Source organism: Virgisporangium aliadipatigenens, assembly GCF_016863615.1.
Lineage (GTDB): Bacteria > Actinomycetota > Actinomycetes > Mycobacteriales > Micromonosporaceae > Virgisporangium > Virgisporangium aliadipatigenens.
In genome coordinates, this window is the sequence record NZ_BOPF01000040.1 from 21,155 (window position 1) to 33,733 (window position 12,579).

Consider the following 12,579-nt stretch of genomic DNA (forward strand, 5'->3'; position numbering starts at 1 on the left):
CGCTGTCCCGGCAGGAAGCTAGTCGAAGCGGTACAGGTCGTACTTCTTCATGATCCCGACGAGCTTCGTCGTGTAGTTCGGGTCGGTGGCGTAGCCGCTGCGGTGCACCTCGGCGGCGAACAGGTCCGGCTGTCGCGTGTACCGGAACGCCCCCGCGTACCGGGGCAGCGTCGACAGCTGGAACCCGTGATCGCGGAACGAGTCGGTCACGCTGAGGTACACCCGGAACGCGGCCGTGATCGTGACGCACACCGACGCAGTGCACTCCCGGGTCGGGTAGAGGTGGCAGCCGGCCGCGATGGGGCCGGGTTCACCGCCGTGGCACTTCTTGCCGAAGTAGTTCCGGTCGGTGGTGGAGAGGCGGCTGCGGCCCCAGCCGGACTCCAGGATCGCCTGGGCGAGCGTCACCGACGCCGGCACGCGGTACTGGTCCCGGGTGGTGCGCGCCGGATCGACGGCCATGGTCAGGAACGCGGCCCGGGTCGCCGCACCCGCGTAGGCGGCGGCCGGACCGCGCGGCCGGGCGCCGGTGGTCGTCATCGCCGCCGCTCTTCAGCCGTACTGGTTCTTCAGCGTCTGGTAGTCGCCGAGTCCCAGCGCGCGGAACCGGGTGGAGCACGCCGGGAGGCCGTCGCTCATGGTCAGTTCGCCGTGCTCGGCGAACGTCACGTGCCCCAGCCCGAACACGTGCCCGAACTCGTGGGTCAGCGTGCCCTGCAGGTCCCACGTGTCGGCGCAGCTCTCGGTCGGCGCGAGCGAGAAGAGGTTGTCGACGTCGCTGATGCGGATGTCGGCCTCGACGGTGCGGCCGCGGGACCACCACAGGCAGGTGAGGGCGAGCAGGCCGCCGGAGAGTTCCCCGAAGGCGACCACGTTGCGGTCGTCGCGGCTGCCGCAGGTGCCGTCGGGGCGGATGTTCGCGTCCTTGTCGGTGTCGCCGATGTAGCGCTGGGAGAGGGCGAGGCCGCCGCCGAGGCCGCAGTCGTTCCGGCCGTCGTCGACGCCGGCGCCCGCGGCGCGGATCGCGTCCCGGACCGGGTCGGCCGAGCCGAGGTAGCCGGGCAGGTTCTTGTTGCGCAGCCACCACTTGTACTGGTTGCGCCAGCGCATCCCGAGCCAGGTTCCCGCGGCGTCCGCGCAGCGCGGGTCGACCGCGGCCGTCTCGGCCGCCGGTTCTCCGGCCGATTCGGTCGAACTTCCGTCGGCCCGGCCGAAGCGTTCGATGGCCTGCGACGGTTCGTTCTCCGTGCGGGCGCGCCCCGACACGATGGCGCGCACCTTGCCGCGGATCCGCGTGACGGTCAGCACCGCCGGGTGCCCGGTGCGCCCCATGCCGGCGGCGGTGACCGAACCGTCGTCGTCCGGCACGCGCACGCTGAGCTCGCCACTGGCGACGACCGCGCCGCCGAGCCGGCAGCCGGTGATCGGGGTGGCCTCGGCGAGTGCGGCGGCGTCGACGGTTCCGGTGCCGTGCGGGCAGGTGTCCGGCCGGCCGGCCCCGAAGCGGAACGGGCCCGCCGGCGGGGTGGCGAGCAGCGCAACGGCCGCCAGGAGCGCGGTCGCGACGGAGCTCGTACGTCGACGCTGATTCATGATTTCCCCATTGTGGGGGCGCGAATGTTTTTTGTCCTGATTTCTCGGTCATATCGGTTAACGACAGCCGGCTGTCGGCCGATCAGAGAGCGTGCCCACCGGGCGACCACCGAACAACGGCCGGTCATCCGGCTGCTACCCGGGGTAACGAACTGCGACCCTGGTTGAACGTTACGGATGACAGGAGTGCGTTGATGTCCGACCTCTACGCCCGCCTCCAGGCGTTGTTCGCCACCCGCGACCGGGGTGCGACCGCCGTCGAGTACGGACTGATGGTCGCCCTGATCGCGGTGGTCGTGGTCGGCGCCGTGACCATGCTCGGGAGCAACCTCAACGAGAAGTTCGACACCGTCCAGAACGCCGTCAAGTAGCCGCCGTGCGCCGGCTGCGCGGCGGGGGCGAACGGGGGGCGGCTGCGGTCGAACTCGCTTTTGTTCTGCCGGTGCTCCTGCTCATCGTCTTCGGCACGATCGACTTCGGCCGGCTGCTGCACGCCCGGATCACCCTCACCGAGGCCGCCCGCGAGGGGGCCCGGGCGGTGGCCCTGGGGGAGAGCGCCGACGCGGCCCGGGCCCGCGCGGTGCGGGCGGCCGGTTCGATGACGTCCAAGCCGTTGCCGACGGCGGCTGACGTGCAGGTCGTCCCGTGCGGCGCCGGTGCCGACCCGGGCGCGGCCACCGTGACCGTGCGGCACACGTTCCACTTCGTGACGCCGTTCGGGGCGCTGGCGCGGATCGTCGGCGGCAGCGGGCCGGGGGAGACCGTCGCGATGGAAGCCACCGGCGTGATGACGTGCAGCGCCTGAGCGCATTGCGGCACGACCGCGAACGGGGCGCCATCACCGCCCTCGTCGCGGTGCTCCTCGCCGGCGGTGCGCTGCTCGGCGTCACCGCCGTCGTCGTCGACATCGGGCAGGTCTACGTGGCCCGCGAGACCCTGCAGACCGCCGCCGACGCGGGCGCGCTCGCCGTCGCCAAGCAGTGCGGCACCGGTGCCACCTGCACGCCCCGCGCGACCGCCGAGGACTACGTGCGGCGCAACATCCCCGACGAGCCGCCGCCGGTGGAGCTGTGCGGCGCGGGCTGGGGGCTGCCCGCGTGCGCCCCGCTGCCGGCCGAGCCCAGCCTCGCCGAGTGCTCCGCGCACCGCCCCGCCGCGGGGCCGTACGTGGAGGTGCGGGTCCGCGTGGTCGTGCCTCCGTCGTTCGCCCGCGCCCTGATCGGACGGGAGAACAGTGCCGGCACCCCGGTCTCGGCCTGTGCCCGCGCGGCGGCCGGGCAACGGCCCCCGACCACCGGCCCGGGCGACGGACGCGCGGACCCCACGCTGCCCCTGGAGATGGCGACCCCGGCGGTGACCCTCGCCGAGTGCTACCGCGCCGGCTACGGCTACGCCACCACCGAACGCGCGCTGCGCGTCGTGCCCGACCCGACCGACCCGTGCGCGACGGCACCCGCCGGCCTCGGCTTCCTCGCCGGCCCCACCTGTACCGGGACCTACGCCGCCGACCGCCCGGCCGGCCATCCCGGCGCCGCGGCACCCGACCCGACCTGCCAGAACGTGCTGGACGGCTACGTCGACCGGGCCACGCCGATGCCGGTGCCGCTCTACGACACCGCCGGCCCGGGCGGCTACCACCTGGTGGGCTTCGCCGCACTCCGGCTCACCGGCTACCACCTGCCCGGACGCGCCCGCCCGTCCACGCTCACCGGCACCGACCCGTGCACCGGCACCGAGACCTGCCTGTACGGCTGGTTCACCCAGTACTCGTATCCGATCGTGCGCGGCGGCGGGACCCGCCGGGACGGCGTGACCAGCCTCCAGACCCGCACCACGGGGTAAGGCGCCTCCTGCCGATCATGGCGGGCCTGCGGCGGACCCAGCCGCCCCCTGACCGGCAGGACACGCCTTAATCCGCTTATTTTCGGGCATCGGTTGCCGAAAGGGTGGTGTGGCCCGGAACAAGCGCAGCCTGATCGCGGTGGCCGCGGCCGTCGTTCTGGCCGCCGCCGGCAGCACCGCGATCCTGCTGTACGTGGGCGCCGCCGACCGGCGAGCCGTCGAGGGGCGCGCGCCGGTGTCGGTCCTGGTCACCACGAAGCGCGTGCCGGCCGGCACGACCGGCGCCGACCTGCGGGCCGGCGGCTACGTCGAGGCGGTCACGATGCCGGCGTCGACCGTTCCGGACGATGCGCTGAACAACGTCGACGGCGCGCTGGACCCCCTGGTGCTCACCGCCGACCTGCAACCGCGCCAGCTGGTGCTGCGCGGGGCGTTCGGCGAACGCAGCGGGCTCTCCGGCGGGGTGGCCATCCCGTCCGGCAAGATCGCGGTGACCGTGGACGTGGCGGGGGTGCCGGCCGGTTCGCTGGTGCGCGCCGGTTCGCTCGTCGCGGTCTTCGACGTGTACACCCCGCGCGACGCCACGCGGGTGCCCTCCGGGCTGAAGGGTCCGCAGCCGGCCGCCGACGCCGATCACGTCACCCGGCTGCTGATGCCGAAGGTGCAGGTCCTCGCCGTCGGGGCGGCCACGGGCGCGACCGGTTCCGACGCCACGCAGGCGCCGGCGGGTCAGCTCGCCACCGGGGAGAAGGCCGCGTCCGCGCTGACCGCCGTGACGTTCGCGGTCAGCCAGGAGGACGCCGAGAGGCTGATCCTCGCCGCCACCACCACCCAGATCTACGTCGCCCTGCTCGACGACTCCTCAGCCCTTCGCCCGGGACCGGGCACGGACACCCGATCGCTCTTCCCGTGAGGCCACGATGATTTTGTACTTCGAGCCGCAGCCGGACCGCGCCCGCGAGTACGCGGCGTTGCTCGGCAAGGAGGTGCGCCCCACGGCCAGCCTCGGGGCGATCACCGAACTCGTCAACGCCGACAAGACCGCCCAACTGGTGCTGCTCGGCTCCGGCGTGGTGCTCCCCGACGCGCTGAACTTCGCCAAGCAGATGCGCATGATCAGGCCCTCGCTCGGCGTGGTGCTCCTGCGCGACCACCTCGACGTGACCGACCTCGCCGAGGCGCTGCGCGCCGGCATCCGCGAGGTCGTGCTCCCCGGGGACGTCGTGGCGGTGCGGGAGGCGCTGGCGCGTTCGCTCGAGGTGTCCCGTCAGCTCGGCGGCGCCATGGGAACGGCCGCGCCGGCCCCCGCGCGGCCGACCGCCGGACGGCTGATCACCGTCTTCGCCGGCAAGGGCGGCTGCGGCAAGAGCACGATGGCCACGAACCTCGCCGTCGCGCTGGCCGGCAACGGGGCGCACTCGGTGCTGCTCATGGATCTGGACCTGTCGTTCGGCGATGTCGCGATCATGCTCCAGCTCGCGCCGGAACGCAGCATGGTCGACGCCGTCGGGATGACCGGGCGGCTGGACGAGACCGGGCTGCGGTCGCTGCTGACGCCGTTCGCCCCGGGGGTGGACGCGCTGCTGGCACCGGCCGGCCCCGCGGACGGCGAACGAGTGAACCGCGACCTGGTCAGCGAGATCATCAAGACCGCCCGCAAGGTCTTCGACTTCATCGTCGTCGACACCCCGCCGTTCTTCAGCGACCAGGTACTCGCCGCGCTGGACGTGACCGACCACTACATCCTGCTCGCCACGCCGGACATCCCGTCGCTGAAGAACCTGCGCCTGACGATGGACATGTTCGACCTGCTGGAGTACCCGAAGGACGAGCGGATCGTGGTGCTCAACCGGGCCGACTCGCACGTGGGGCTCACGCCCGCCGACATCGAACGGGTCGTGCGCGCCCCGATCCAGGCGAACGTGCCCTCCACCCGGGACGTGCCGGTCTCGATCAATCAGGGCGTGCCGTTGATGGTCAAGGACGAGGCGCACCCGGTGAGCAAGGCGATCAAGGATCTCGCCGTGAACCGGCTCGGCGGCGGCGAGGGACAACAGGTCTACCCGGCGACGGCCGAGCCGGCCGGCAACAAGCGCCGCCCCTTCCTCCTGCGCCGAGGCGCCAGGTAAGCCCGATGAGCGAGTGCAAAGCGCGGCGCCTGGACCGGAGCGCAGCGGAGGGAAGCCGCCGTGGGGCGGAGCCGTGCACTGAGCGGGAAGCAGGGAGCGCAGCGGAGGGAAGCCGCCGTGGGGCGGAGCCGTGCACTGAGCGGGCAAGCAGATGAGCTTGTCCGACCGGCTCGGGCGCAAGATTCCCAAGGCGCCGCCGCGGCATCCACCCGTGGCGGTCGAGCCGCCGCCACCGCCCGAGCCGGTTCTCCCGCCGGAGCCGGACCCCGAACGTTCCCGCGCGGCGATCGACCGGATGCGCAGCAGCCGGGGCGGGCCCGAGGTGGTCGGCGAGGTCCGCCGGCGGATCCAGCACGCGCTGGTCGAGACGATGGGCCCGAAGCTCTACGACACGGCCGGCACCGACGCGCAGCTCGCACACGGCGTGCGGGAGATCATCGCCGAGCTGCTGGCGCGCGAGGAGACGCCGCTCAACGGCACCGACCGGGCGCGGATCGCGCAGGAGGTCTACGACGAGATCCTCGGTCACGGTCCGATCGAGCCGTTGCTGCGCGACCCCGCCATCACGGAGATCATGGTGAACGGCCCGCGCCAGATCTTCGTCGAACGCGACGGCCGGCTGCACGGCGTCGACGCCGAGTTCGTCGACGAGGCACACCTGCGACGGGTGATCGACCGGATCGTCTCCCGCGTGGGACGGCGGGTCGACGAGGCGAGTCCCATGGTCGACGCGCGCCTCCCGGACGGCAGCCGCATCAACGCCGTCGTGCCGCCGATCGCGCTGGACGGTTCGTCGCTGACGATCCGGAAGTTCTCGGCGGATCCGCTGCGGGTGGCGGACCTGGTCGAGGTCGGCACGCTGACCCCGCAGACCGTGGACCTGCTCGCGGCGTGCGTCCAGGGTCGGCTCGACATCGTCGTCAGCGGCGGAACGGGCGCCGGCAAGACCACCACCCTCAACGTTCTGTCCGGCTTCATCCCGGACGACGAGCGCGTGGTCACCATCGAGGACGCCGCCGAGCTGCAGCTGCACCAGCGGCACGTGCTGCGCATGGAGTCCCGCCCGCCGAACGCCGAGGGCCGCGGCGAGATCACCATCCGCGACCTGGTGCGCAACGCCCTGCGGATGCGCCCCGACCGGATCGTGGTCGGCGAGGTCCGCGACGGCGCGGCACTGGACATGCTCCAGGCGATGAACACCGGCCACGACGGCTCGCTCACCACCGTGCACGCCAACTCCCCGCGCGACAGCGTCAGCCGCCTGGAGACGATGGTGCTCATGGCCGGCATGGACCTGCCGGTGCGCGCGATCCGCGAACAGATCTCCTCCGCCGTCGACCTGGTGATCCAGATGGCGCGCCTCAAGGACGGCGGCCGTCGGGTCACCCACATCACCGAGGTGCTCGGCATCGACGGCGACGTGGTGCTGCTGCAGGACATCTTCGTCTACGACCACCGGCGGGGAACGCTCCTGCCGACGGGCGTGCGGCCCCGGTTCCTCGACGGGCTGGCGGCGCTCGGGGTGCACGTGCCGGCGGAGACGTTCGCGGTAGGCGGGTGACGCCGGTGCTGCTGGCCGTCGGGGTCGCCTGCCTGTTCTCGGCCGTCGTCATTCTCGTCCCGCTGCTGTCGCGGGCGGCGGTGCGGCGCCGGGCGGTGCTGCGGCGGCTGCGGCAGCTGGACGCGTTCGACGCCGTCGCGGAGTACCGGCGCAGCGCGGTCATCGCCGGCGAGGCCCGGCGGCACGGGCCGTTCGCGCTGGTGGACCGGCTGCTCGGCGAGTCTCGCCGGACCGCGCTCGCCGCCTCCCTGGAACGGGCCGGCATCGCGCTCGGGCCGGCCGAGTGGGTGGTGACCCGCTGCGCGGCCGCGCTGTCGGGTGCCTTCGTGCTCATGCTGGCCGGGCCGTGGTGGTTCGGGCTGCCGGCCGGCCTGGTGGGCGGGTGGGTCGGCACGAACCAGTACCGCCGCGCCCGCGCGGAGAAGCGTTCGGCGCGCTTCGCCGACCTGCTGCCGGACGCGTTGCAGCTGGTGGTGAGCGCGCTGCGGTCGGGGTTCTCGCTGGCGCAGGCGATCGACGCGGTGGTCCGCGAGGGGCCGGAGCCGATCAACACGGAGTTCGGGCGGGCACAGGCGGAGACCCGTCTCGGCGGCGAACTCGAGGACGCCCTCGAACGCACCGCCGCCCGCAACGGCAGCCGCGATCTCAGCTGGCTGGTGATGGCGATCAGGATCCAACGCGAGGTGGGCGGCAACCTCTCCGAGGTGCTGGAGACGGCGAACGAGACCATGCGCGAACGCGCCCGCCTCGCCCGGCACGTGCGCGTGCTCTCCGCCGAGGGGCGGCTGTCGGCGTACCTGCTGTGCGGGCTGCCGGTGGCGGTGGCCGGGTACATGTTCATCAGCAATCCGGAGTACCTGCGGCCGCTGTACACCGAGCGGGGCGGCCTGGTGATGCTGACCGCCGGCGCGCTCTCCGTGGCCGTCGGCATCCTGTGGATCCGGCGCCTGATCCGGGTGCGTGTCTGATGGCGCTGCTGGTCGTGGGGTTGGTCGCGCTCTGCGCGGCATTGGCGGCGGGGGTCGTCGCGATCACCGCGCCGGCCGCCGGGGACGCGCGGGTGGCCCGTTCGCTCGCGGCGATCGAGCAGGGGTACTCGGCCGTCCTGCGGGCTCCCGCGCGGCGCGGGCGGATCTCCCTCCTGCTCGCCCCGCTGTACCGCCCGCTGCTGCGCGCCGGAACGGCCCTGACGCCCGCCGGCCAGCGCGCCCGGCTGCAGCGCTACCTCGACTACGCCGGCAATCCGCCGGGCTGGATCATCGAACGGGTCCTGGTCGCCAAGGCGGCCGGCCTGGTCGCCGGCGAGGTGTGCGGGCTGGTGCTGGGGCTGTTCGCCGGGGGCGCCGAGGCGGTGCTGCTCGGGGCGGTGCTCGGGCCGGTGGCCGGGTTCCTCGCCCCGGACGCGCGGCTCTACGGCAAGGGCCGCGACCGCCAGGATGAACTGCGCCTCACCCTGCCGGACGTACTGGACACGCTCACCATCTGCGTGGAGGCCGGACAGGGCTTCGACGCGGCGCTCGCGCAGGTCGCCCGCAACGGCCGCGGCCCGCTGATGGGGGAGACGGCGCGGGTCCTCCAGGAGATGCGCATCGGCAAATCCCGTGCGGAGGCGCTGCGGTCGCTGGCGGCGCGCACGACGGTGCCGGAGCTGAAGGGGTTCGCCTCGGCTGTCGTGCAGGCGAGCGAGCTCGGTGTGCCGGTGGCGCAGGTGCTGCGCGAACAGTCCCGGGAGATGCGGCTCAAGCATCGGCAGCGGGCCGAGGAGACGGCCCAGAAGATCCCGGTGAAGATCCTCTTTCCGACGCTGCTGTGCCTGTTCCCGGCGCTGTTCATCGTGGTGATCGGGCCGGGTGTGCTGAGCATGATCAAGTATCTATAGCGGGAACCGGTGCTCGTCCGTGCCGGCCAGATCGCACAGGAACGACCGCCGCGGCTCGACGTTCCACTCGCCGTGCCGGCCGGCGTCGATCAGCGTCCACACCGCCCACTCCAGGATCATGTAGCGCACGGCGACCGGCCACAGCGCGCGTTCGTCCGCGGTGAGCGCCACCCGCCGCGTGTACGCGTCGCGGAACACCGCCCACCGCCCCGGATCGAACAGCGCGTCGGCCTCCGGCCGGTCGTTGTGGAAGAGCAGGGCGGCGTTGGCCAGGTCCAGCAGGCGGGGTGCGCGGTCGGCGTTGTCCGGGTCGACCAGCACCGGACCGTCCACTGTGTACACCAGGTTCTCGGCCTTGAAGTCCAGCGACACCGCGCGCGTGGGCAGTCCGGCGTCGCGGATCGCCGGCAGCGTCTCCGCCGTGAACGCCGCCAACTGCGCGCTCAACCGGTGCAGATCGCGCGGCGGCACCACGGGACGCAGCCCGTCGATGTCCTCGGCGACGGAGTCCGCGTCGGGCGCGGGCCACGTCAGGTCCGGCACCCCGTCGTCCGGAACGTCCACGGTGTGCAGGCGGCCGAGCAGGTCCCCGGCGGCGGCCACGTCGGCGTCGCTCCCGTCGTAGCGCCGGCCGTCGATCCACGGGTACGCCACCCAGACCTCGTCGCTGCGGCCGATCGGCGCGGGGTTGCGCACCGGCAGCGCCAGCGGCGACACCACGGGGATGCCGCGATCGGCGAGCGCGCCCAGCCACGCGGCGAGCCCGTCCGCGTCGGTGAGCGGCGCCGCGGTGCGCTTGATCGCGGCGATCCGCCCGTCGACCCTGGTCCGGTAGACCGGCGCCCACCGGTAGCACGACGCCGTGGGCCGGTCGGCGGGCGCCACCCCGAAGTGGTCGAAGACGGCCGCGTGCGCGTCGGCCGGTGCGAACCGCATCGGGCCATGGTGGCGGTTCGCGCTCAGGCGCGCACGTAGATAACGACGCCGCCGCCGGTCGCGGCCGTTCGCCAGCCCGGGTCGTCGCGCAGGACCTCCGCCAGGCGCCGGTCGGTCCGACTGAGCACGCACGTCACTCCCCGCATCGTTCTTTCGTCGGGAACGTCGAACGCCCCCTGCAGGCGGCGCACCTCGGCCGCCCCGTAGACGTCGTTGCGGGAGTCGAGGCTCACGGGCACGTCGGGCCTGCGCAGGATGACGTGCCCGCCGAGGATGTACTCGTTGAGCAGCCGGCATCCGGACGGCAACGCGTCGAGCAGGCGCGGTTCGACCTCCGGCCGGCCCAGGTGGGTGAGGGCCGGCACGGCCAGCGCACTCAGCGCCGCGACCCCCGCGACCGCCCCGCCGCCGAGCACCACCCGCCGCTCGGCGGCCCACGCGCGCACCCGCGGCGAGGAGAGCGCGACGGCGATCACGGCCGCGCCGACCACTGCCGCCACCGGCACGAACCGCAACATCAGACCACCCACGCCGGTAAGCCCGACGGCACACAGCGCGACCCCGACCGGGAACGTCCGGTCGGTCGCCGGCACCGGCGCCCCCGCTCGGCCACCCCTGCGGCCGGCGCCCCGGGGCCGGGCGGCGCACGAAGCGAGCGCGCAGCCGGCGATCGCGACGATCAGCGGCAGCACCTGGGACCACTCGGTGAGGTCCGGCGGCCCCCACTCCTGCACCAGCCCCGCGGACTCCCGCCGCACCGCGGCCCCCCGCGCGAGAACCCCGACCCCCCACGGGTTGACCAGCACCGAAACCCCGGCAACGACCGTCGGCGCAACGACTCTCACCCACCGCCGCTCGCCACCACGCGGCCCGCTCACCGGCGGGTGCCCACGCATCGACCGGCGCCCGCCGAGCACGTGGGCGGCCGCGAAGGCCGCGCACAGCCCCACCCCGAGCGGCGCGCTGGAGTGCAGGTTGACCCACAGCACATGCAGCCCTCCGATCGCGGCGAGCACCCCCAGCCCACGCCGATCTTGCAGTTGTGGTGGGGACAGGGCGGGGCAAAACCGGACGCACCCGGCGCCACAACTGCAAGGTCGGCGGGGTGGCAGGACTGGGCGGTGCCAGCGGAGGAGGAGGACGAGGAGCGCCGGTACGGCCGCGTAGTCGGCGAGTTGCGGGCGGCCGCCGAGCCAGTCGATCAGGGCGATCGAGGCGACCGCGGCGGCCAGGCCCGACGCGGCGGGCGTGGCGCCCAGCTCGCGGGCGAGCAGGACCAGCGCGGCCGTCCCGAGCAGGCCCACCAGGGCCGCGAACAGGGCGACCGCCGGCAGCCCGCCGAGCCGGTACGCGGCGCCGAGCAGGACGTCGAAGAGCCAGCTGTTCAGCGCCCACGGGCGGCCCGCCGCCGTCCAGGAGAACGGGTCGACCGTGGGCAGCCGGTGCCGGTCGAGGATCAGCTCACCGGTGCGCACCTGCCAGAACGTGTCCGACTCGTGCAGGTCACCGGCGCGCGCCAGGAGAACGGGGAGCCCGGCACCGGTGGCCAGCAACCACTGTCCGGAACGCCCCATTCATCCATTCTGGGCGCGTGCGCTACGCGGCGGGCGTGCTCGACAGGATCGACTTGAGGCGCTTCGGCGTGATGCCCAACTGGCGCGCCAGATCCTCGGCGGTGGCGTCCGGCTGCTGCGCCGTCAGCTCGGCGGCCAGCCGGCGGGTCTCCGCCACGGGCCGCCCGCGCCGCTGCGCCGGTGCCGGAACGCCCGGCATCGCCCGCCCCACGGCCGGCTCGTCGGCGGGCCGCGGCGCCGGCCGGGACGCCGAACGGCCGCTGACCGCGCTCACCGGGGAGGTGATCCGGGACAGCTCCAGCCGGGTGTTGCTGTCGAGCGCGCTCACCCGGTGCCCGTTGCCGTTGCCGCCGTGGCCGTTGCTGGCGAGGCCGTTCAGGCGGGGGCGGGTGTCGATCGGCGGCGCGCCGATGAGGGCACCCACCCCGGCACCGCGCACCGGCTTGGTGTCGGTCTCGCCGTCGTGCACGAACTCCGACGAGAGGCCGACGACCGAGATCCGTTCCGCCCCCTCGCCCTGCGGGGCAGCCTCGCTACGCGCCGGGGCCGGGTGCGACGCCGCCACACTCGGCGGCGCGGCCGCGGGCTCGACCCGTTCCCGCAGCTCCTGCTCCGCCTCCCGGATGCGACCGGCCAGTTCGACCAGCGAGACGCTCGCCACGACGATCAGCCCGTCGACGGAGAGCGGGAGCAGGTACTCGGCCCCACCGGTCTCCCCGTAGCGGGCGGCCACGCCGGTCATGTGCCAGTAGGAGACCCAGGCCGCGATGCCGGCGATCGCGAACGTCGCGATCAGCCGCACGGCAGCCAGTGAACGCCGGTGCACCGGCACCCGCGAGATCAGCTCGATGGTGAGCATGAGGGCGAGCGGCGGCCAGGCCGAGATGGTCTGCGCGATCGGATTGGGCTGAGCGTGCAGGACGTTTGCCGCGACACTGGCGGCAACGCCCAGGACCAGTGCGGCGCGGACCGCCCAGCGGACGCGGCGTAGCTGACGCAGCGGCAACGGGACCTCCTCGTCGGGTGGTGGGCTGACTCGGGCGTCATCTTCGCGACAGTGCATGG

At 73.7% G+C, this 12,579-nt stretch carries 13 protein-coding genes; 8 read left to right on the forward strand and 5 right to left on the reverse strand.

Annotated elements, in window-relative coordinates:
* Positions 1 to 18: 18 nt before the first annotated feature.
* Complete coding sequence (gsmA, locus tag Val02_RS38555) at positions 19 to 540, reverse strand: sporangiospore maturation cell wall hydrolase GsmA (protein ID WP_203904271.1); 522 nt, start codon at positions 538 to 540, stop codon at positions 19 to 21.
* 12 nt (positions 541 to 552) lie between these two features.
* Positions 553 to 1,593: a zinc metalloprotease gene (locus Val02_RS38560; protein ID WP_203904272.1), complete on the reverse strand. Its 1,041-nt coding sequence runs from the start codon at positions 1,591 to 1,593 to the stop codon at positions 553 to 555.
* A 194-nt stretch (positions 1,594 to 1,787) separates the two neighbouring features.
* Between Val02_RS38560 and Val02_RS38565 the strand changes: the two genes are divergently transcribed.
* The 8 genes from Val02_RS38565 (at position 1,788) to Val02_RS38600 (ending at position 9,004) form a co-directional block, all read left to right on the forward strand.
* Positions 1,788 to 1,964 (forward strand): Flp family type IVb pilin, encoded by a 177-nt coding sequence (locus Val02_RS38565; RefSeq protein ID WP_203904273.1) that lies wholly within the window; start codon positions 1,788 to 1,790, stop codon positions 1,962 to 1,964.
* 5 nt (positions 1,965 to 1,969) lie between these two features.
* Positions 1,970 to 2,398 (forward strand): TadE family protein, encoded by a 429-nt coding sequence (locus Val02_RS38570; protein ID WP_203904274.1) that lies wholly within the window; start codon positions 1,970 to 1,972, stop codon positions 2,396 to 2,398.
* Positions 2,386 to 3,435 (forward strand): pilus assembly protein TadG-related protein, encoded by a 1,050-nt coding sequence (locus Val02_RS38575; RefSeq protein ID WP_203904275.1) that lies wholly within the window; start codon positions 2,386 to 2,388, stop codon positions 3,433 to 3,435. Before Val02_RS38570 ends, Val02_RS38575 begins: the two co-directional genes overlap by 13 nt.
* A gap of 109 nt (positions 3,436 to 3,544) precedes the next feature.
* Positions 3,545 to 4,348: an RcpC/CpaB family pilus assembly protein gene (locus Val02_RS38580; RefSeq protein WP_203904276.1), complete on the forward strand. Its 804-nt coding sequence runs from the start codon at positions 3,545 to 3,547 to the stop codon at positions 4,346 to 4,348.
* 7 nt (positions 4,349 to 4,355) lie between these two features.
* A complete protein-coding gene (locus Val02_RS38585; protein ID WP_203904277.1) occupies positions 4,356 to 5,564 on the forward strand; it encodes a CpaE/TadZ family protein in 1,209 nt (402 codons plus the stop codon).
* Positions 5,565 to 5,715: 151 nt separating this feature from the next.
* A complete protein-coding gene (locus Val02_RS38590) occupies positions 5,716 to 7,125 on the forward strand; it encodes a TadA family conjugal transfer-associated ATPase (protein WP_373318014.1) in 1,410 nt (469 codons plus the stop codon).
* On the forward strand, positions 7,122 to 8,093 hold the full coding sequence (locus Val02_RS38595; protein ID WP_203904278.1) for a type II secretion system F family protein: 972 nt from the start codon (positions 7,122 to 7,124) through the stop codon (positions 8,091 to 8,093). The genes Val02_RS38590 and Val02_RS38595 overlap by 4 nt, the downstream gene beginning before the upstream one ends.
* Entirely contained in the window at positions 8,093 to 9,004 is a 912-nt protein-coding gene (locus tag Val02_RS38600; RefSeq protein ID WP_203904279.1) for a type II secretion system F family protein, read from the forward strand. Before Val02_RS38595 ends, Val02_RS38600 begins: the two co-directional genes overlap by 1 nt.
* Here Val02_RS38600 and Val02_RS38605 read toward each other — a convergent pair.
* The 3 genes from Val02_RS38605 to Val02_RS38615 are packed head-to-tail and all read right to left on the reverse strand — an operon-like array spanning position 8,999 to position 12,520.
* Positions 8,999 to 9,940 carry an aminoglycoside phosphotransferase/kinase family protein gene (locus Val02_RS38605; protein ID WP_203904280.1) on the reverse strand — a complete coding sequence of 314 codons (942 nt, stop codon included), beginning with the start codon at positions 9,938 to 9,940 and terminating at the stop codon, positions 8,999 to 9,001. The genes Val02_RS38600 and Val02_RS38605 overlap by 6 nt on opposite strands.
* Before the next feature lie 23 nt (positions 9,941 to 9,963).
* Positions 9,964 to 11,514 carry a hypothetical protein gene (locus Val02_RS38610; RefSeq protein WP_203904281.1) on the reverse strand — a complete coding sequence of 517 codons (1,551 nt, stop codon included), beginning with the start codon at positions 11,512 to 11,514 and terminating at the stop codon, positions 9,964 to 9,966.
* Between the two features lie 22 nt (positions 11,515 to 11,536).
* Positions 11,537 to 12,520: a DUF2637 domain-containing protein gene (locus Val02_RS38615; RefSeq protein ID WP_203904282.1), complete on the reverse strand. Its 984-nt coding sequence runs from the start codon at positions 12,518 to 12,520 to the stop codon at positions 11,537 to 11,539.
* Positions 12,521 to 12,579 lie beyond the last annotated feature (59 nt).